The organism is Aquamicrobium terrae (assembly GCF_052978165.1).
This window is the reverse complement of record NZ_JBRKLZ010000001.1, coordinates 1,372,250-1,388,189: the sequence shown is the minus strand read 5'-3', so window position 1 is coordinate 1,388,189 and position 15,940 is coordinate 1,372,250. Positions and strand designations below refer to the sequence as shown.

The window sequence follows — 15,940 nt, the reverse complement described above, 5'->3', positions numbered from 1 at the left end:
GCGGAACGCCGGAATACTTGTGGTAGGCGCGGTCGTGATTAATCCGCGTCGCGCGCGGGCGCGATGTCTTCCGAAATCTCCTGGCGAAGCTTCGGCCCGTGAGCGAGTCGCCGGCCGAGGGCGGTGACGAACGCCTCGTAGCGCTCGCCTGCTTTCGAGCGTGCCGCAGCCTGTGCGGGCTCCGGCAGCGGCGGGTTTGTCGTCAGCCAGAAGCGGATGAACACGGCCAGCGTTTCGACGCTGATTCCGAGATCGCGCTCCATCCGCGCCATTCGCCGGTCGATCTGGTCGAGCCGCTTCGTCGTCGCCGCCTCCTGCCGTTCGGTAGCGTCCGGCGACAGGAAGGAGGCGATGCCCGCTTCCGCAATCAGCGATAGGGATTGATCACGCCGGGTGGCATGCGCGGCGAGCGCCTTCATGACGTCCGGTTCGAGATACACCGATAGCCGCTGCTTTTTGGGAGGCTTTGCCATGGTACCTCCTAAAGCTCGATGCCGTCGCCGGGATCGAGCGACGCCTGGCGTGCGACCTGGCGCATGGTCTGATTCATGCGCGAGAGACGTGCGGCGTCCTCATCGGCGTCGTTGCGGGGATCGATCTCGAACTCGTTCTCGATGGGTTGCTTGGGCTCGACGGGTTTTGAGCGGCTCAGCTCCGGCTGGTGCCGGCGCTCGGAGTCGGTCGTATCCTCGTCCTCCGATCCGTCGCCGCTAGTGGCCGCTGCTATCACCGGCGTCGCCGGAAGAGGCAGCGTGCTCCAGTCGTCCGGTCGTGCAGTGGTCGGCTTGACGAGATTCGGCGGCGGCAGGATGCGCTCCTGAAACCGGCGATCCTCATAATATCGCGCCTTCTTCGCGCGGATCGGCGGGGTGCCCGCCACCATGACGATTTCGTCGGATGGCGGAAGCTGCATGATCTCGCCGGGCGTCATCAGCTGCCGGGCTGTCTCCGAGCGCGAGACCATCATGTGACCGAGCCAGGGCGACAGGCGATGACCGGCATAGTTCTTCATCGCGCGCATCTCGGTCGCGGTGCCGAGCGCGTCGGAGACACGCTTGGCGGTCCGCTCGTCATTGGTCGCGAAGCTGACGCGGACATGGCAGTTGTCGAGGATCGAGTTGTTCGGCCCGTAGGCCTTCTCGATCTGGTTCAGCGACTGGGCGATGAGGAAGGCTTTGAGGCCGTATCCCGCCATGAAGGCGAGCGCGCTCTCGAAAAAGTCGAGGCGGCCGAGGGCCGGGAATTCGTCGAGCATCAGGAGAAGCCGGTGGCGGTTGCCCTTCGCGTTCAGATCCTCCGTGAGCCGCCGGCCGATCTGATTGAGGATCAGACGGATCAGCGGTTTGGTGCGGTTGATGTCCGACGGCGGCACGACGAGATAGAGCGTCGTCGGATGTTTGCCGCCGACTATGTCGGTGATGCGCCAGTCGCAGCGGCGTGTGACCTCGGCGACGACGGGATCGCGATAGAGGCCGAGGAACGACATAGCGGTCGACAGCACGCCCGATCGCTCGTTGTCGGATTTGTTCAGCAATTCGCGGGCCGCACTGGCGATCACCGGATGGGGGCCGGCCTCGCCGAGATGGGCCGTCCTCATCATGGCGGCGAGCGTCGAGTCGATTGGCCGCTTCGGGTCGGAGAGGAATGCGGCAACGCCAGCCAGGGTCTTGTCGGCCTCGGCGTATAGGACGTGCAGGATGGCGCCGACTAGCAGTGCGTGGCTGGTCTTCTCCCAGTGGTTCCTCTTCTCCAGCGAGCCTTCCGGGTCGACCAGGATGTCGGCGATGTTCTGAACGTCGCGGACCTCCCATTCACCGCGACGGACCTCAAGCAACGGATTGTAGGCGGCGGACTTCGCGTTGGTCGGATCGAACAGCAGCACGCGGCCGTGCCGGGATCGGAAGCCCGCCGTCAGGGTCCAGTTCTCACCCTTGATATCGTGGACGATGGCGGAGCCCGGCCAGGTCAGCAGCGAGGGCACGACCAGGCCGACACCTTTGCCCGATCGCGTTGGCGCGAAGCACAGCACATGCTCGGGGCCATCGTGGCGGAGATAGTCGCGCTCGAACTTGCCCAGGATGACTCCATCCGCGCCCAGGAGGCCGGCGGCACTCACTTCGCGAGCAGCGGCCCATCGGGCGGAGCCGAAGGTCTCGGCATTCTTGGCTTCTCGCGCGCGCCAGACTGACATGCCGATCGCGACGGCGATGGAGATAAAGCCGCCGGACGCCGCGATGTAGGCCCCCTCGATGAAGATCGGCGGCGCATAGGCATCATAGAAGTACCACCACCAGAAGAAGGCCGGCGGATAGTAGATCGGCCAGCCCCCCAGGTCGAACCACGGAAGTCCGAGCTGCGGTTGGAAGCCGAGCCGATAGGCCGTCCATTGCGTCGCCGCCCAGGTCGTCATCAGTACGATCAGGAAGACGGTGAGGATCTGGCCCCAGAGGATTTTGGTCGCCGACATGACCCTCCTTCCAAGAAAATACGCGGAGGATCAGGAGATACTTGGGCAGAAATCAAGCCAGCATTAGCAGAGATCGCAATATCGGCGCCTGTATCGTACAATTCGGATGCCTAGCTAGGTGGGCGTCTCAGCTTCTTGAGCGAGTGTTATTGCCTCAAAGGTCTGAAGAAAGCACGGATGTCCTCAGCCAACAACTGCGGCTGCTCCATTGCCGCGAAGTGACCACCCTTCGGCATTTCTGTCCAGCGGACGACGTTATGGCAACGCTCCACCCAAGACCGCGGCGGCATCGGCAACTCGCGTGGAAACAGAGCCACGCCGAGAGGTGGTTGGACGCGTTCACTCGGCCTGAAGTGAAGCGGCTGGAGGCTATTCTCCTTGTAGACCCGAATCGAGGCGTCGACCGTACCGCTGAACCAATAGAGCGAGATGTCGGTAAGCAGCGCGTCAAGACTGAAGACCTGCTCGACGTCCCCGTCGCAGTCGCTCCACCCACGGAATTTCTCGACGATCCATCCTGCGAGACCGGCAGGTGAGTCATTCAGGGCATAGGCCAGTGTTTGCGGTTTCGTACCATGCATGTGGGCGTACGCACCTTCTGCGGCGGCCCATGCGGCCGCAGTGTCGAGGAACGATTGTTCTTCAGCAGTGACAGGTGGAAGCCCTTCACCGAGCGGCGGCCGATAGCCCCCAGAAATATAGTTGAGATGAAAGCCGACGACTGACTGTGGAAAACGATGCGCCAACCAAGTTGAAACGCCCGCACCGACATCGCCGCCCTGGGCGCCAAAGCGACCATATCCTAAACCACTCATAAGGGCGAACCACAGTTCGGCGATGCGTGATGATCCGAAGCCTGATCGATCCGGCGCCTGCGAAAAGCCATAACCGGGCAGTGATGGGACCACGACATCAAACGCATCAGCCGGATCGGCACCGTGCGCACCGGGGTCGGCCAAGAGCGGGATGATCCTCTCCATCTCGACAAAAGATCCCGGCCATCCATGGGTCAGGATCAGCGGGAACGGCGCCGGCCCAACCCCTCGTTGATGAACGAAGTGGATCGAGAGGTCATCGATGCTCGCCAAGAACTGCGGGAGTTGGTTAAGCCGAGCCTCCTGCGTCCTCCAATCGAACTGCTCCTGCCAGTAACCCATAAGACGCCGCATGAAGGCTAGGCTGCTGCCATCGTCCCAGCTCACGTCATCGAGCGACCGGGGCCAGCGAATGTGACGGAGGCGTTGCTTGAGGTCCGCAATCATACTTTCTTCGACGTGTATTTTGTATGCTTGGATGTCCATGGTTCCACCTCAAGGTTTTGGCGTCACCGTTACTATGAACCGAGGGCTGCGGACAGCTGTGCGCCGCAATCGGTAAGAGTGAGCGTCGTTCAAAGGCCGAGGCCGCGGTTGCGGCCGAAGCTCCAGTCGACGCCGCCCGCGCCGCGCGACACGCCGGAGACGTGCTGACCGATCTGACGTTCGAGGGATAGCGACCAGGGCACGAGTTGGAAGCCGAGGCCGTCGTCGATCATGGCGAAGCGGCCCGACGCGAGCGCGAAGCGCTGGCGGTAGGTGCCCGCCACATACTCACCCGTTGCGGCCTTCGAGAATTGCCGGCCGGTCTCGGCCGCGAGCTTCTCGCCGAGGGCGTCGACCTCGCGCTGCCGAAGTGTGTCGATCAGCCCGGGGGAGAAGCTGACGCCGCGCGTCTGGCGCTCGGCGAGGCCTTGGCCGACGAGGTGCTCGGCACGGCGGTCCATCGCCTGGCGAACCTCGGCGCCGAAGCCGCCGCCGCCGAGCGGAACGGGATCGCGGGCGATCGCTTGCCGGTCGAGCCAGGTGGCCCCGGTCGCATGGACCTGCCGTTCGATGTCGAGATCGGAGCGGACGGCGAGCGCGACCCGTCTGCGTCCCTGCGCGTCGTCGAATTTGCGCAGCTCGACGATCGAGCCCGGCGCGCTATCGCCGGCCGCGTCGAGGTCGGGCAACTTGATGTGATGGGTTCGTCCGTCCGTGCCATCGACCACGGCATAGGCCGTGCCCTTCAGCTCATCGTCGAGACCACGATCGACCAGCCGGCCGACGACAGGATCGTTGAGGCTCTCGCCGGCGAGCACATAGCTGGCGGCGCCGCGCTCGATACCGCGTTCCGTCAGGCCGCGATGAATGCGTTTGATGATGTCGCCACGCTCGCCCAGTTCGCGCAGCGTCGCTTCGGCATTCTCCGATACGACCCATTGGCCGGGGCCGATCTGATCCGCAAGGCCGAGTGTCTCCAGCTTCCGCAGCCGGCCGACCTTCATCGCGTGGAACTCGTCGGGCTGGCGATCGGGATGCGGGGCGAGATCGACGACGCCGGTGCGATAGGCGTCGCGCGAAAGTTGGCGGTCGAGATTGGTCCAGCGTTCCGACTCGATCTGGCGTTCGAGATTGCGGCGTATCTCGTGATCGGTGCGCGGCCCCAGCTCTTGGGTGACGAGATCCTGCGCGCGGGCGCGCATGCCTTCCTTGATGTAGTCGCGCGAGATGACGAGGTCCTGGCCGTCATCGGTGTGTCCCCGCAGGATGATGTGGACGTGCGGATTATCCGTGTTCCAGTGGTCGACACCGACCCAGTCGAGCTTCGTGCCGAGGTCTTTCTCCATCTGCCCCATCAGGTCGCGGGCATAGGTCTTGAGGTCGGACATCTCCGTCGCGTCCTCGGGCGAGACGATGAACCGGAAATGATGCCGGTCATCCTGGGTCCGCTCGGCGAAGGCCTTGGGATCGGCGTCCTCGGTCTCGGGACCGAAGAGCCGTGCCTTCTCTCCATCCCGGGTGACACCCTCGCGCCGCAGGTAGTTGAGGTGCGCGCTGAGCGGCGCGGCCCGAGCGGTATGACGGACGACACGCGTCTTGATGACGACGTTGCGCGATCGGCTGGTGAGCAGCCGGTTGGCCTGGACGGTCGCTCGCTGGCCGCGACCGAAACGCGAGCGGTTGCCCGAGCTGATCTTGCCGGACCGCGAGACGCTGCCGCCGGCGCGCTGGGCGGCCGCCAACGCCTGGGCGATGAAGGGCCGCGCCTGCTGAGCCCGGGTCGAGCGGATGCGGCCTGGCCGGATGCGGAAATCGTCCTCGCCGCTCATGGCTGCGGCCCCGCACATCGCGCAAACGCGCGGAAATTCTTGGCGAAACGGCGAATGCGCAGGCTGCGCCGATCAGGCGCACCTCGCGAAGACGCGCCATAAGTCTCTGAAAACACACGACCGCACCAAGCCGCACCTCGCGCGCTTTTATCTCGCCATCGTGCGGTTGTGTTGCCTGCTCTCCCTCCTCGGACCGCCATCCTTCCGCCAGAGCACGCTATTCCACGAAATGCTGCGAACACCGTCATCGCGGCCCCCCATCGCCGTTTCGGGCGACAAACAGGCCCCCGGGTTGCGGAGCGATGGGTGTGGCTTCGCGCACCGGAGTTACAGCCGGAGCCTCGTTCGAGGCGCGATCGGCGGGTGTCGGAGCAGCGGTCGCGGCGCGCTCGGACTGCACGATGAACAGCGGCGCGCGTGTCCAGGCGTTGGGATCGGCCGCCGCGACCGTGACGGGAGCAAGGGCATCTGTACCGCTGATAATGGGCGCGAGCGCGGCGACATAGGCGCGGGTTTCAGCGGGCAACGGACGGCCAGCAAGATACTCTTCATAGCGGCCGGGACCAGCATTATAGGCCGCGAGAAAGCCCGGCGAACCGTAGCGGTCGTGCATCTCGCGCAGGTAGGCGGCGCCTGCCAGAATGTTGTCGCGTGGATCGTAAGGATTCGCGCCGAGCCGGTGACGGACGCGCAGATCGGCCCATGTGGCGGGCATGATCTGCATCAATCCCATCGCGCCGGCCGAAGAGATCGCTCGCACATCGCCAGCGCTTTCGACGCGCATGACGGCGCGTATCCAGTGCTCGGGAATGCCGAACCGTTGCGCGGCCTCGGCGATGAACGCGGCGTAGGGATCGACGCGAGAGGGGCGCTCGGCCGACACGGTCTGCGCATTCGCGGTGGCGCAGAGCGGCGCGGATAGCAGAAGGCCGGAAAGGAGAAGGGCGGCTGTGCGCCGGGCGGTTTTCGACCGCCCGGCGACAGCTTTGGGGAGCGGGACCGACATCGTTCAGTCCCGCTCGGCGCGCTTGGGCGGACGGTTCCAGTGCAAGCCCCAGGCGGACTTGTCGTCGGCCGACTGGAAGAGGTTGGCGCGGATCGGATGACCGAAGGTCGGATCGTCGATCTGCAGCGAGACGTAGTCGCCGGCCTTCTCGCCGGTGCGCTTCCAGCCCGCGCCAATCTCGGCGCCGGTTTCGTTGTTCATGCTGTCGAGAACATGGACGCGGAAGTCGGGTGCGTTCTCGGCATCGGACGGTTCGGCCGGAACGATGATGATGTCCTGGTGCAATGACAGCGTCATCAGGTGGCCGATGAAGCCGTCATTCTCGCGCGTGAATTGGCCGATGAGGGACATTGGTTTCTCCTTGGCTGTGCGGTGGATGGGGTCATGGGCGTGCCGTCACCGCGTCGGCGCGCGCCAGACGAAGCGGTCATCGCCGTCCTCGTCGGTGTAGAGGGGGGTGGCCCGGCCGATGACCGAGCTGGCGGGGAGCGGGCCGAAGTAACGGCCGTCGAGGCTGTCGCGGACCTGCCAGTTCATCAGGAACAGTTCGTCGTCGGCGATGACGCGGCATCCCTGCCAGATCGGCAGTTCGCGGCCCCGCCGGTCGCGGTCGAGCGCACCGCCGATGGCCTGGCCATCGACGGTGATCGTGTGGCCCGATCGGCACACCCGTTGACCGGGCAGACCCGCGACCCGCTTCAGCAGCGGCACGCCGCGCGGCAGATATCCGCCATCGGCAAGGAACGTGGCGATCGGCTCCGGCGCCGCTACGGCGACGAGGTCGGTCGCTTCCAATCCGTCGCTGGCGCTGATCGCATAGAGGCCGATCGGCGTGCTCGCGGAGGCATTCCAGATCAGCTTTGGCGCGAAGGAGACGATCGACAGGACGCCCATCAGCGTCACCGCGAAGTACGTCGTCATGACGTATCCAAAGCGGCTCATGGCATGATCCTCCGGCGCAAGAGGAAGGCGCGATGCTGCTGCGCGTCGTAGGCGCGCGGTGTTTCACCGGCCGTCAGACGGTTGTGAACGTGTCGCCAGTGATCGGGCGAAACGTCGATCGCTTCGATGCCCCGCGCCTCGATCGCATCGATGAGCTGGAGCACGCGCTCGACCTTCGGCCAGCCATCGGCGCGCAACAGGATGTCGCCGCCGGGGCGCACGAATGGCAGGGTCTGGCAGCGCTCGCCCGCACCGACGGCGCGCACGATGTCGAGCCGAGAAAGTGCGGTGCCGTAGTCGTTGGAGGTCCAGCGAACGAAGGCGAAAACACTGTCCGGTGCGAACGACACGACGCGTCGGCGGCGGTCGAGGATCTGTTCGGCGATCTCGCGGCCGAACCTGATCCAGAATTCGATCTTCTTCTCGACCCATGTCAACTCGACATGGGTCAGAGCATCGGCCGCTGGCGCTGGCGGCAAGCCGCTGCGCAGCGACGGGTCGGCGACACCGATCATCGCGGCTCTCCTTCGCTGGTGGGGAACTCGCGCTCGAACAGCGCGCGCAGCATCTCGGCGACCGTCTGTCCGCGCTGGAAGGCGGCAATCTTGATCCGGCCGCGCATGTCGGCGGTGACGTCGATCGTCAGCCTGGCGGTGAAGTCGGCGGCGGCCTCCACGCGGCGCGATGGATGGTCTGGCGCCTTGATCCAGCTTTCAGGATCGGCCGGGCGGGACGCGAAGCTGCGTTTCGGGGACCGCTCGCTCATGCCCCGATCCTCGTGACTTCGGCGGCGAGCGCGGTGATCTCGCGGGCGGCGGGCGATGTCTCGTCCTGCTCGGCCGCGAGCCGTCCAGTCTGCACGACATCGGCGAAAGCGATGCGCTGACCGATCGTGGTGAGGAGCGGCGGGGGATCGTGTTCCGCGAGCGTCTCGGCGGTTTCGCGGGCGAGGATCGTGCGGGCCGCGCAGCGGTTCAGCACGAACCGCGCCTTGAGGTCCGGTCGATAGATCCGCGCTTCGCTGAGCAGCGTCAGCATCTCGGCCGACGCCCAGCCGTCGAGCGGTGACGGCTGCACCGGGATCAGTACAAGATCGGCGGCGAGCAGTGCCGAACGCATCAGACCGGCGACACGCGGCGGTCCGTCGATGACGACATGATCGACGTCGCGGGCCAGCTCCGGCGCTTCGCGGTGGAGCGTGTCGCGCGCCAGGCCGACAACACCGAACAGCCGCTTCAATCCCTCCCGGCCGCGCTGCTGCGACCAGTCGAGCGCCGAGCCTTGCGGATCGGCGTCGATCAGCGTGACGCGCTGCCCATGCCGAGCCCATTCACCGGCGAGATGGAGGGCGAGCGTCGTCTTTCCGACGCCGCCCTTCTGGTTGAGGAACGCGACGATCATGACGGTCTCCCGGCGATCGGGGACTCGTCCACAGCGGTCGCAAAACGCGTTTGCGTTAGAAAGATTCCGTAGGAATCTAGGTTAGATAAGTTACGGGGCTCGCAAGCTGCTGATTCAGCGCGAGGAATCGACGATTCCGGTCCCCGATAGCACGAGAGTCCGGTCCCCGATGGCACGATAGCGCCGGTCCCTGATAGCACGAGATGATTCACAGCTTATCCCCAGGTCGAGTTGTCGAGCGGCGGTGGCGGCGCGGGATGCCGAGCGCGTCAGGATCGGTGGGTACGAAGGACAGGATTTCGGGGCCGCCGAGGCACTGCTCGATGGTCAGGCGATAGCCCGGCAGCGGCTGGCGGCGGACGATGTCGCGCAGGTCGTAGGCGAAATGCTTGAGCGGTGAGAGACTGCCGGACTTCGCGTGCAGATGCGGGAAATCGAAGCTCCAACCGTGCTCCTGCTTGCCGCCGTGCTTGCGCACGAGGCGGTAAAGCCAGCGCTCCAGCCCGCCGGTCAGACGGAAATAGTTGCGGTCGATCGTCAGGACGAGCGCGTCATCGAGGACAGCGGCGTAGAACCAGTCCGGCACGATCAGTTCGAGCCCGAGCGGGCGGCCGCGGTGATCGGCTCGCTCCTTCCATTCGTTGATCCAGGAGAAGCGGTGCATCCGCCGCTCGGTCGGCTGGCGGATTGAGGTCGCTATGGTGGTGGACTGGAGGCGGTCGAGCGCGGCCTTCAGCCGGTCGTAATCGCGCAGCGAGACACCGCGTCCAATGAAGTTCAGAATCTCGTAAGGCGTGGTCGCCATCAGGCGTGACGGGCGCAGGCCGACGTCACGGGCCTCGACGATTTGCGAGGCCGCCCAGATCAGAACATCAGCGTCCCAGATCGTCGCCATGCCATGCTCGGGCACGGCTTCGACACGGATTTTCACCGAACCCGCCTTGAAGTCGATCGGCGTCAGGCGCTTCGACTTGGCAAGCGAGAAGAACGGATAGGCCATGAGGTCCTGCGCGTCGCGCGGCGCGAGATCGCCGGGCAGCGCCCGGAACAGATCGAGCTGCGCACGCTCGTCGTGCTGTGTGTGACGGGACGACATGGCGTGTCGTCTCAGCGCGGCTGGCGGCCGGCGAAGCGGCGATCCGACGGCTCCTGCCGCTTGGCGGGGAGCACCGTGCCGCGCGGATCAGAGGTCGAACTGACGAGGCCGCCATCGGCCCACGTCTGGAGATCCTCTATGGCGTAGACGACTCGGCCGCCGAGCTTCCTGTAAGACGGGCCGGTGCCGTAGGTGCGGTGCTTCTCCAGTGTGCGCTCGGACAGTCCGAGGAAGCGAGCGGCCTCCTGCGTGCGCAGGTAGCGTGGCGGGATGCCGGCGGTCGTATCGGCCATTGTCGAGCCTCCGTGGTCTCATCGGGGGCCGCTGCCGTCAGGCGGCGGTTCGAGAGCACGGTGGCGTGAAGGCGGTGGGTCGGACGATGTCGGAGATAGGAATCTAGTTTCGACACGCCGCAGGCGGTCGATGGCGGGCTATGATCGGCGGGGTCGGCGCAGGAGGGAGCGGTAGCCGCCTTCAACGAGTTTCACGCCGTCGCGCGCCAGCCGGATCGTGATTTCGCGCAGCGCGTCCCCGGCCCAGGAGGCGGCGTCGATTCTATGACCGGGGAACAGAACCTCCCCGATCGATCGATATGTCGCGCCAGCACGACGTCCATCGACCGCACGCAGCATTTGGCGCGCGCGCTCGCGGCGCTGCGGCGTCATTCGAGGGTCGTTCGGGACGCGCTTGCCTTTGATCGCGCTCCAGAACCGGGTCAGCGCGGTCTGTCGATCCGGTGTGAGGTCATCGAACATGACCATCGCCGCGAGCGGGTTCTCGTCCTGCGGGTCCGCGAGCGTGACGTCATACTGCTCGCCGCGGATATCGAGCCTGAGATGAGCAGGGTCGTGCTGGAATATGGTACGGAGGCGTAACTCGTCGGCAGTGATGGAAAACCCTTCAGGGCGCGGACCTGCGGCGAACATTATTGCCGACGGATCGACTTGAGGGGTCCAAAAAATCTGCTGGGCATGAGCCGCGATGAGAGGGTCGGCGCCGAAATCGCAACCCCCATAGGTTCGCAAATTCTTCGGCCGTTTCGAGTGAGAGTCGGCCGCTGGACACAAGCTCCTGATAGGCTTTCCGGTAGTCGGGGTTTCGGCGCAGGAATTCCCAGGAAAGGTCACCCGGAGTTAGATTGTCGATATAGTTGTAGGCGGTCTCAGACCGCCAACTTTCATCTTCGGACATCCTCCACCGCCTCCGCGAAATTATGACGCAACGCGAGTCAAGCAGCGGTCACGATCCCAAGTTGAGCGTGGCGTGGGAAGAACGAAGTCGGATCAACGTGATGCAGGTTCTGCATCACCTCAATGGAGGCGGGGGCCGAGAAGCTCGCAAAAGCCGTTCTCGGTCATCCATTTCGCGCGAGCGAGGTGAGCGGCATGAATTTTCGCTGCGCGGTTGGGGTCCGCTGCGGGATCGAGGCCGAAGAGAAGCTCCACGACTTCCTCCCAGGTCGCGCCGTCCGCCTCGGCGTCGAGCAGCCTCAGGTACAGCTTCAGATGCGCCTGGTCATAGGCGGTGAGCGCCGCGCCGAGCGGCGGTTCGTCCAGATATTCTGCGTTGGTCACGATGAGCCCCACGAGTCATTCGTATCCAATTTGGAGCGGTTTGTTAACCGTAATGATATCCCGCGCCACACAGCCGCGGTTTGACGCAAAATCAGGATGGTCGGGCGGGTTCGCCCGAAAAAGTCGTCAAGGGTTGTCCTTGTCACCAACCAGCATCACTCCCACGCTTTGGCCGGAGTTGAGCAGGACGATGCCACCGCCTTCAAAGGCTCGACGGACCTGATCGCGTGTTGATTCATACACCTCGAGCCCGCTGTCGGATTCAAGGCGCTTCAACGCGGTCAGTGATACCCGGGCCTTGTCAGCGAGCGTCTCCTGTGTCCAGCCGAGCAACGCGCGTGCGGCCCGTGATTGTCGGGCGGTGATCATGCATGATCACCTCCCACTCGGACCTACGCGTACGCCAGAACTACGGCTATAATAGTCGTTCTTGCTAGGAAAGACCAGCGGTTCTGGCTTTAGCGGGCGCGATTCCGGTGTCCAGAACCAGAGGTGATTCGCTCCACCGTCAGGCGTTTGGCCCCGCCCGGATTGTCCGGGCGGGGCGTCGCGCTGGCCTTACTCGCCGTTGCGGCGGCCGCTAGGGCGGGACCAGATGAGGCTGAAGCCTTCGCCTTCCTCGTCGTCGAAGAGGTTGGCGTAGATCGGGGCATTGAAGCTGGGATCGTCGAGCTTCAGGCCCAGATAGGCGCGCCCCTCGTTGGAGGTCTTGGACCAGGCGGCGCCGATCTCGGCGCGGCCGACGAAGACGCGGTGGCTGGGGGCGTTCTCTCCGGTAGCGCGGGCCTCGGAGACGATGCGGACGTTCTTGGTCTGCAGGCTGAGGGTGACGATTTCGCCGGTGTACTCGTTGTTGCCGGTCTTCTTGAAGGTGCCGATGGTCGCCATGGTAGTTCTCCTTGAACTCTGTTCCGAGCCCGCACCATTGCGGCCTCGATGGCGATCGACAGGCCGGAGGCGATTGACGGCGCACCCCGCAGGGGCCTGACAGCAAAGGAGGGGCTTTCTTGGCTCGCGAGGAATGACGGCGCAGCCGGCAGGGGAAGAAAGTTTCGACGCCGCTGTTGCGGCATAGGCGATCGAGGCGCAGCCGACCTTCGGCCAGATCAGCCCATTGAAGAGGCCGTTTGGAGCGGTCGACCTGACAGAGACGCATCACAGGAGAACGTGGCGACCGTCCCGGACCGATAAGACCGTGACCACGCCGGACACCGCGGTTCAAACCAGCTCCGCCAGACGCTACGTGCCGCCGACTCCAGCCCGTCGCACACGGGATCGCCTCCTCCCGGCACTCGCACCGTCGGTGCGCTGTCACGGCATAGCCCGCAACACTGTCACCGGGGGCATGGCGCGTCAGTTGGGCTCGCCGGCGATCCGATCAACGCGATTACAAACGACCCTGCCGACGGGGAGCGCGACACGTAAGACATCAACCCGCCGTCCTGCCGCCGCCGGCAACGATGTCAGGCGCGCGCGACGTTCTGCCCGGTTGGCCCGGGCGCGGCCATCGCTGTCACGCGGATCAGCGCCGTGGCGCCAACGGCGATTGCCCCGATGACGGAGAAGATGATCTGCCAGGTGTCGGAGGGCATGGTGTGTTTCACGATGCCATGCGTCGCGTGGTAGCCGGCGAGCGCCGCAGGCGCGACGAAGGCAAATGCGATCGCGAGCCGTATCCAGAGCGGACGAATGAAGGCGAGCAGGAACTGGCCGAGGCCGAGCGTCAACGCGGCGGCGACGAGGCCGACGAGGATCGCGCCGAGCCAGCCGGCGCCAGTGCTATAGGCCCATGTGCCGGCGCTGACGCCAGCAAAGAACGGCAGCGCGAAGACGGCCAGCGTGAACAGCAGCCAGCACAGAGCGCCGATCGCCGCGATGCTGGAGAGGATGCCGATGAAAACCATGGTGGTGTTCTCCGTGAGATAAAGGTCTGACGGTCGCGCCTCCACCACCACCACGGCGCGTTGCCAGTATAGCCGAAGAGAAGGCAGGACGGGAGCGGAAATCCCATGGGATCTCCGCTTGCCGCCGTGACGCCTTGCCCGTGGTCAGCGGGCGAAGGGATCGACCTCGTGAACGATGGCGGCGAAATCGCCGTCATATTCGCCGGCGGGCATGACGCCCATGGTGCCGTCGCCGGCCTGGAAGATGACGATGGAGACCATGAGGGTGGTGGCGAGGCTGAAGGCGAAGGCGTGAGCTTGATCGAGGGACATCTGACCGGCTCCTGTCTTGGAGGCGGGAGACCATCTCCCGCGCGACAGGCGCCCGATGTGTCCGCCCGATGGCCGCAATCACCGCGCAGGCAAAGCCGGAGCGGCGGCACGCTTTGCGTAGTCCGACCCTTTACGGGTTGATGGCGTCAGGCCAGCGGCTGGACCAAGGATCAGCGCAATGGAAGCGGGTGATGGTTTTCCGCCATGACCGGGGCCATGATGGGATCGCCCGTTCAATGCTTTCGCGCCGAAGCATCGTCGCCATGCTGCCGGTCGTGATGCTGCCGACATGGGCGGGTATGGTCGTGCAAAGCCCAACAGCTGAAGAGGACGCCCGTGCCGAAGTTGCCTAAGAAGATCGACTTCCCCGTCGGCCAGGTGCGGCGCTATCTGGAGCCCGGCCCGATCGTGCTGGTGTCGTCGAAGTGGCGGGGCGCGACCAACATCATGACGCTCGGCTGGCACACGATCCTGGAATTCTCGCCGTCTCTGGTCGGCCTGATGATCTCCGGCGGCAATCACAGCCACCGCATGATCCGCGAAAGCCGGGAATGCGTGGTCAACCTGCCGACGACGGCGCTGACCGATACCGTGGTGGGGATCGGCAACACGTCGGGGGCCGAGGTCGACAAGTTCGCAAAGTTCAATCTCACGCAGCAGGAGGCGAGCAAGGTCGATGCGCCGTTGATCGGCGAATGCCATGCCAGCTTCGAATGCCGCCTTCACGACGACGCGCTGGTCGACAAGTACAATTTCTTCATCTTCGAGGTAGCGAAGGCGCATGTCGCCACGTCGCCAAAGCATCCCGAGACGCTGCATTACACCGGCGATGGCGTGTTCGTGGTGTCCGGCAAGGTCATCAGCCGCAGATCGCTGTTTCGACCCGAGATGCTGTGAGAGGCGGCGCTCACGCGCCACCTCCCTTCGGGCGGAAGTCGAACAGCGGGATGCCGAGCTTCCTCGCCTTGTCGGCGAGATTGTCCTGAATGCCGGTGCCGGGGAAGACGATGACCCCGATCGGCAGGATGTCGAGCATCTGATCGTTGCGCTTGAACGGTGCGGCCTTGGCGTGTTTCGTCCAGTCGGGTGCGAAGCCGACCTGCGGCACCTTGCGGGTGTCGGCCCATTTCGCCGCGATCTTCTCGGCACCCTTCGGTGACTTGCCGTGCAGCAGCACCATGTCGGGGTGCTTGGCGTGGACCTGATCGAGCTTGGCCCAGATCAGGTGGTGATCGTTGAAGTCGAGCCCGCCGGTAAAGGCGATCTTCGGACCGGCGGGCAGCAGCACCTGATTGTCGGCCCGCTTCTTGGCGGCGAGGAAGTCGCGGCTGTCGATCATCGCCGAGGTCAGGTTGCGATGGTTGACCATCGATCCGCTGCGCGGTCGCCAGTTCGATCCGGTGTGGCGCTCGTAGTGCTCGGCGGCCTGGTCGCGCATCAACTCGAACGCGTTGCGGCGTTCGATCATGGTCTGGCCCTCGGCCGTCAGGCGTTCCAGCTCGACGGCCTTCACTTCGCTGCCGTCCTGTTCGCGCTGGCCGCGGCGCTGCGCCTGCTCGTTGTCGTCCAGCTCGCGCTCGATCCGTTCGTTGGCCCGGTGGAAGACGTTGACCGTCGACCAGAGGAGATCGTCGAGGTCGGGCTCGAGGCGGGTGTCCTCCAGAGTGACGATCAGGGCGTCGAAGATATCGGCGATGGCGCCGGCGACATGGTCGCCTTCCGGAAGCGGTCGGGGATCGGGTTCATCCGTGAAGGGACGGTAGCCGTAAAGCTGGAGTTCGCTGAGAACATGGTCGGTGGGTGAAGAGGCGTGGTGCGGTTCGTAGTCGTCGTGCTCGCTCATGGGATGCTCCGTCGGTTCGACCGCGACCCTCGCGGCCTTCATGGCGACGAAAGCCGGCGGGCGGGCCGGACCTGCATCCGCAGCGGAGCGGAGGGCCGGAGCACAGCGGAGGATGACGAAGGCGGGCTATTTTGCCTCGCGATGGAAAGCGGCTCTCGGCCGCGCCGGAAAATAGTCCGCCGCAGGCATTGCGGGTCCGGGCCGTTTGCTGGCCGATCGCCCTCTCGAAGGCCGGGGCGCGGTTCTCTCCGACCTGGGGATCATC

General features: G+C 65.1%; 22 protein-coding genes. 2 read left to right on the top strand and 20 right to left on the bottom strand.

Translation table 11 applies throughout. From position 1 onward, the window contains the following. Positions 1–38 precede the first annotated feature (38 nt). From ACVCNR_RS06970 to ACVCNR_RS06880, 19 genes are all read right to left on the bottom strand, one after another. The gene (locus tag ACVCNR_RS06970) at positions 39–473 is read right to left on the bottom strand and encodes a hypothetical protein (RefSeq protein ID WP_018429600.1); all 435 of its coding nucleotides are present in this window, start codon (positions 471–473) and stop codon (positions 39–41) included. An 8-nt stretch (positions 474–481) separates the two neighbouring features. Then, entirely contained in the window at positions 482–2,467 is a 1,986-nt protein-coding gene (locus ACVCNR_RS06965) for a conjugal transfer protein TraG (RefSeq protein WP_447074199.1), read from the bottom strand. A 146-nt stretch (positions 2,468–2,613) separates the two neighbouring features. Beyond that, positions 2,614–3,768, bottom strand: a complete 1,155-nt coding sequence (locus ACVCNR_RS06960) for an epoxide hydrolase family protein (RefSeq protein WP_018429598.1) — start codon at positions 3,766–3,768, stop codon at positions 2,614–2,616. Positions 3,769–3,857: 89 nt separating this feature from the next. Continuing rightward, the gene (locus ACVCNR_RS06955; RefSeq protein WP_018429597.1) at positions 3,858–5,597 is read right to left on the bottom strand and encodes a relaxase/mobilization nuclease domain-containing protein; all 1,740 of its coding nucleotides are present in this window, start codon (positions 5,595–5,597) and stop codon (positions 3,858–3,860) included. A 244-nt stretch (positions 5,598–5,841) separates the two neighbouring features. Then, positions 5,842–6,603, bottom strand: coding sequence for a lytic transglycosylase domain-containing protein (locus ACVCNR_RS06950; protein ID WP_447074198.1), 762 nt, complete (start codon positions 6,601–6,603; stop codon positions 5,842–5,844). A gap of 3 nt (positions 6,604–6,606) precedes the next feature. Beyond that, on the bottom strand, positions 6,607–6,954 hold the full coding sequence (locus ACVCNR_RS06945) for a DUF736 domain-containing protein (RefSeq protein WP_018429595.1): 348 nt from the start codon (positions 6,952–6,954) through the stop codon (positions 6,607–6,609). Between the two features lie 45 nt (positions 6,955–6,999). Continuing rightward, a complete protein-coding gene (locus tag ACVCNR_RS06940; RefSeq protein WP_018429594.1) occupies positions 7,000–7,545 on the bottom strand; it encodes a S26 family signal peptidase in 546 nt (181 codons plus the stop codon). Continuing rightward, positions 7,542–8,060: a DUF2840 domain-containing protein gene (locus ACVCNR_RS06935; RefSeq protein WP_018429593.1), complete on the bottom strand. Its 519-nt coding sequence runs from the start codon at positions 8,058–8,060 to the stop codon at positions 7,542–7,544. The genes ACVCNR_RS06940 and ACVCNR_RS06935 overlap by 4 nt, the downstream gene beginning before the upstream one ends. Beyond that, positions 8,057–8,311: a hypothetical protein gene (locus ACVCNR_RS06930; protein WP_018429592.1), complete on the bottom strand. Its 255-nt coding sequence runs from the start codon at positions 8,309–8,311 to the stop codon at positions 8,057–8,059. The genes ACVCNR_RS06935 and ACVCNR_RS06930 overlap by 4 nt, the downstream gene beginning before the upstream one ends. Beyond that, positions 8,308–8,946, bottom strand: coding sequence for a ParA family partition ATPase (gene parA / locus ACVCNR_RS06925; RefSeq protein WP_018429591.1), 639 nt, complete (start codon positions 8,944–8,946; stop codon positions 8,308–8,310). The genes ACVCNR_RS06930 and parA overlap by 4 nt, the downstream gene beginning before the upstream one ends. 208 nt (positions 8,947–9,154) lie before the next feature. Then, complete coding sequence (locus ACVCNR_RS06920; RefSeq protein ID WP_018429590.1) at positions 9,155–10,042, bottom strand: replication initiator protein A; 888 nt, start codon at positions 10,040–10,042, stop codon at positions 9,155–9,157. 11 nt (positions 10,043–10,053) lie between these two features. After that, positions 10,054–10,335 carry a helix-turn-helix transcriptional regulator gene (locus ACVCNR_RS06915; RefSeq protein WP_447074197.1) on the bottom strand — a complete coding sequence of 94 codons (282 nt, stop codon included), beginning with the start codon at positions 10,333–10,335 and terminating at the stop codon, positions 10,054–10,056. 138 nt (positions 10,336–10,473) lie between these two features. Continuing rightward, positions 10,474–10,968, bottom strand: a complete 495-nt coding sequence (locus tag ACVCNR_RS06910) for a DUF2285 domain-containing protein (RefSeq protein ID WP_018429588.1) — start codon at positions 10,966–10,968, stop codon at positions 10,474–10,476. After that, positions 10,943–11,233: a transcriptional regulator domain-containing protein gene (locus ACVCNR_RS06905; protein ID WP_447074196.1), complete on the bottom strand. Its 291-nt coding sequence runs from the start codon at positions 11,231–11,233 to the stop codon at positions 10,943–10,945. Before ACVCNR_RS06905 ends, ACVCNR_RS06910 begins: the two co-directional genes overlap by 26 nt. 119 nt (positions 11,234–11,352) lie before the next feature. After that, positions 11,353–11,616, bottom strand: a complete 264-nt coding sequence (locus tag ACVCNR_RS06900; RefSeq protein WP_108609713.1) for a DNA -binding domain-containing protein — start codon at positions 11,614–11,616, stop codon at positions 11,353–11,355. A gap of 126 nt (positions 11,617–11,742) precedes the next feature. Continuing rightward, positions 11,743–11,985 carry a helix-turn-helix domain-containing protein gene (locus ACVCNR_RS06895; protein WP_026227536.1) on the bottom strand — a complete coding sequence of 81 codons (243 nt, stop codon included), beginning with the start codon at positions 11,983–11,985 and terminating at the stop codon, positions 11,743–11,745. Between the two features lie 189 nt (positions 11,986–12,174). Continuing rightward, on the bottom strand, positions 12,175–12,504 hold the full coding sequence (locus ACVCNR_RS06890) for a DUF736 domain-containing protein (protein ID WP_018429585.1): 330 nt from the start codon (positions 12,502–12,504) through the stop codon (positions 12,175–12,177). Positions 12,505–13,079: 575 nt separating this feature from the next. Then, entirely contained in the window at positions 13,080–13,520 is a 441-nt protein-coding gene (locus tag ACVCNR_RS06885; protein ID WP_447074195.1) for a hypothetical protein, read from the bottom strand. A gap of 144 nt (positions 13,521–13,664) precedes the next feature. After that, on the bottom strand, positions 13,665–13,832 hold the full coding sequence (locus ACVCNR_RS06880; RefSeq protein ID WP_447074194.1) for a hypothetical protein: 168 nt from the start codon (positions 13,830–13,832) through the stop codon (positions 13,665–13,667). Between the two features lie 68 nt (positions 13,833–13,900). Here ACVCNR_RS06880 and ACVCNR_RS06875 point away from each other — a divergent pair, with 68 nt between their 5' ends. Both ACVCNR_RS06875 and ACVCNR_RS06870 read left to right on the top strand, forming a co-directional pair. Further along, complete coding sequence (locus ACVCNR_RS06875) at positions 13,901–14,185, top strand: hypothetical protein (RefSeq protein ID WP_018429578.1); 285 nt, start codon at positions 13,901–13,903, stop codon at positions 14,183–14,185. Beyond that, a complete protein-coding gene (locus ACVCNR_RS06870) occupies positions 14,169–14,729 on the top strand; it encodes a flavin reductase family protein (protein WP_018429577.1) in 561 nt (186 codons plus the stop codon). Before ACVCNR_RS06875 ends, ACVCNR_RS06870 begins: the two co-directional genes overlap by 17 nt. A gap of 10 nt (positions 14,730–14,739) precedes the next feature. Here the strand turns inward: ACVCNR_RS06870 and ACVCNR_RS06865 are convergent, their stop codons facing one another. After that, positions 14,740–15,675: a DUF2493 domain-containing protein gene (locus ACVCNR_RS06865; RefSeq protein ID WP_026227533.1), complete on the bottom strand. Its 936-nt coding sequence runs from the start codon at positions 15,673–15,675 to the stop codon at positions 14,740–14,742. Between the last annotated feature and the right edge of the window lie 265 nt (positions 15,676–15,940).

Bases quoted from the DNA above. Each gene is read 5' to 3' on its own strand.
- ACVCNR_RS06895 (WP_026227536.1), bottom strand. From the start codon at position 11,985: ATGATCACCGCCCGACAATCACGGGCCGCACGCGCGTTGCTCGGCTGG.
- ACVCNR_RS06930 (WP_018429592.1), bottom strand. From the start codon at position 8,311: ATGAGCGAGCGGTCCCCGAAACGCAGCTTCGCGTCCCGCCCGGCCGAT.
- ACVCNR_RS06920 (WP_018429590.1), bottom strand. From the start codon at position 10,042: ATGTCGTCCCGTCACACACAGCACGACGAGCGTGCGCAGCTCGATCTG.
- ACVCNR_RS06935 (WP_018429593.1), bottom strand. From the start codon at position 8,060: ATGATCGGTGTCGCCGACCCGTCGCTGCGCAGCGGCTTGCCGCCAGCG.
- ACVCNR_RS06915 (WP_447074197.1), bottom strand. From the start codon at position 10,335: ATGGCCGATACGACCGCCGGCATCCCGCCACGCTACCTGCGCACGCAG.
- ACVCNR_RS06955 (WP_018429597.1), bottom strand. From the start codon at position 5,597: ATGAGCGGCGAGGACGATTTCCGCATCCGGCCAGGCCGCATCCGCTCG.
- ACVCNR_RS06880 (WP_447074194.1), bottom strand. From the start codon at position 13,832: ATGTCCCTCGATCAAGCTCACGCCTTCGCCTTCAGCCTCGCCACCACC.
- ACVCNR_RS06950 (WP_447074198.1), bottom strand. From the start codon at position 6,603: ATGTCGGTCCCGCTCCCCAAAGCTGTCGCCGGGCGGTCGAAAACCGCC.
- ACVCNR_RS06965 (WP_447074199.1), bottom strand. From the start codon at position 2,467: ATGTCGGCGACCAAAATCCTCTGGGGCCAGATCCTCACCGTCTTCCTG.
- ACVCNR_RS06905 (WP_447074196.1), bottom strand. From the start codon at position 11,233: ATGTCCGAAGATGAAAGTTGGCGGTCTGAGACCGCCTACAACTATATC.
- ACVCNR_RS06875 (WP_018429578.1), top strand. From the start codon at position 13,901: ATGGCCGCAATCACCGCGCAGGCAAAGCCGGAGCGGCGGCACGCTTTG.
- ACVCNR_RS06885 (WP_447074195.1), bottom strand. From the start codon at position 13,520: ATGGTTTTCATCGGCATCCTCTCCAGCATCGCGGCGATCGGCGCTCTG.
- parA (WP_018429591.1), bottom strand. From the start codon at position 8,946: ATGATCGTCGCGTTCCTCAACCAGAAGGGCGGCGTCGGAAAGACGACG.
- ACVCNR_RS06970 (WP_018429600.1), bottom strand. From the start codon at position 473: ATGGCAAAGCCTCCCAAAAAGCAGCGGCTATCGGTGTATCTCGAACCG.
- ACVCNR_RS06940 (WP_018429594.1), bottom strand. From the start codon at position 7,545: ATGAGCCGCTTTGGATACGTCATGACGACGTACTTCGCGGTGACGCTG.
- ACVCNR_RS06890 (WP_018429585.1), bottom strand. From the start codon at position 12,504: ATGGCGACCATCGGCACCTTCAAGAAGACCGGCAACAACGAGTACACC.
- ACVCNR_RS06910 (WP_018429588.1), bottom strand. From the start codon at position 10,968: ATGTTCGCCGCAGGTCCGCGCCCTGAAGGGTTTTCCATCACTGCCGAC.
- ACVCNR_RS06865 (WP_026227533.1), bottom strand. From the start codon at position 15,675: ATGAGCGAGCACGACGACTACGAACCGCACCACGCCTCTTCACCCACC.
- ACVCNR_RS06945 (WP_018429595.1), bottom strand. From the start codon at position 6,954: ATGTCCCTCATCGGCCAATTCACGCGCGAGAATGACGGCTTCATCGGC.
- ACVCNR_RS06960 (WP_018429598.1), bottom strand. From the start codon at position 3,768: ATGGACATCCAAGCATACAAAATACACGTCGAAGAAAGTATGATTGCG.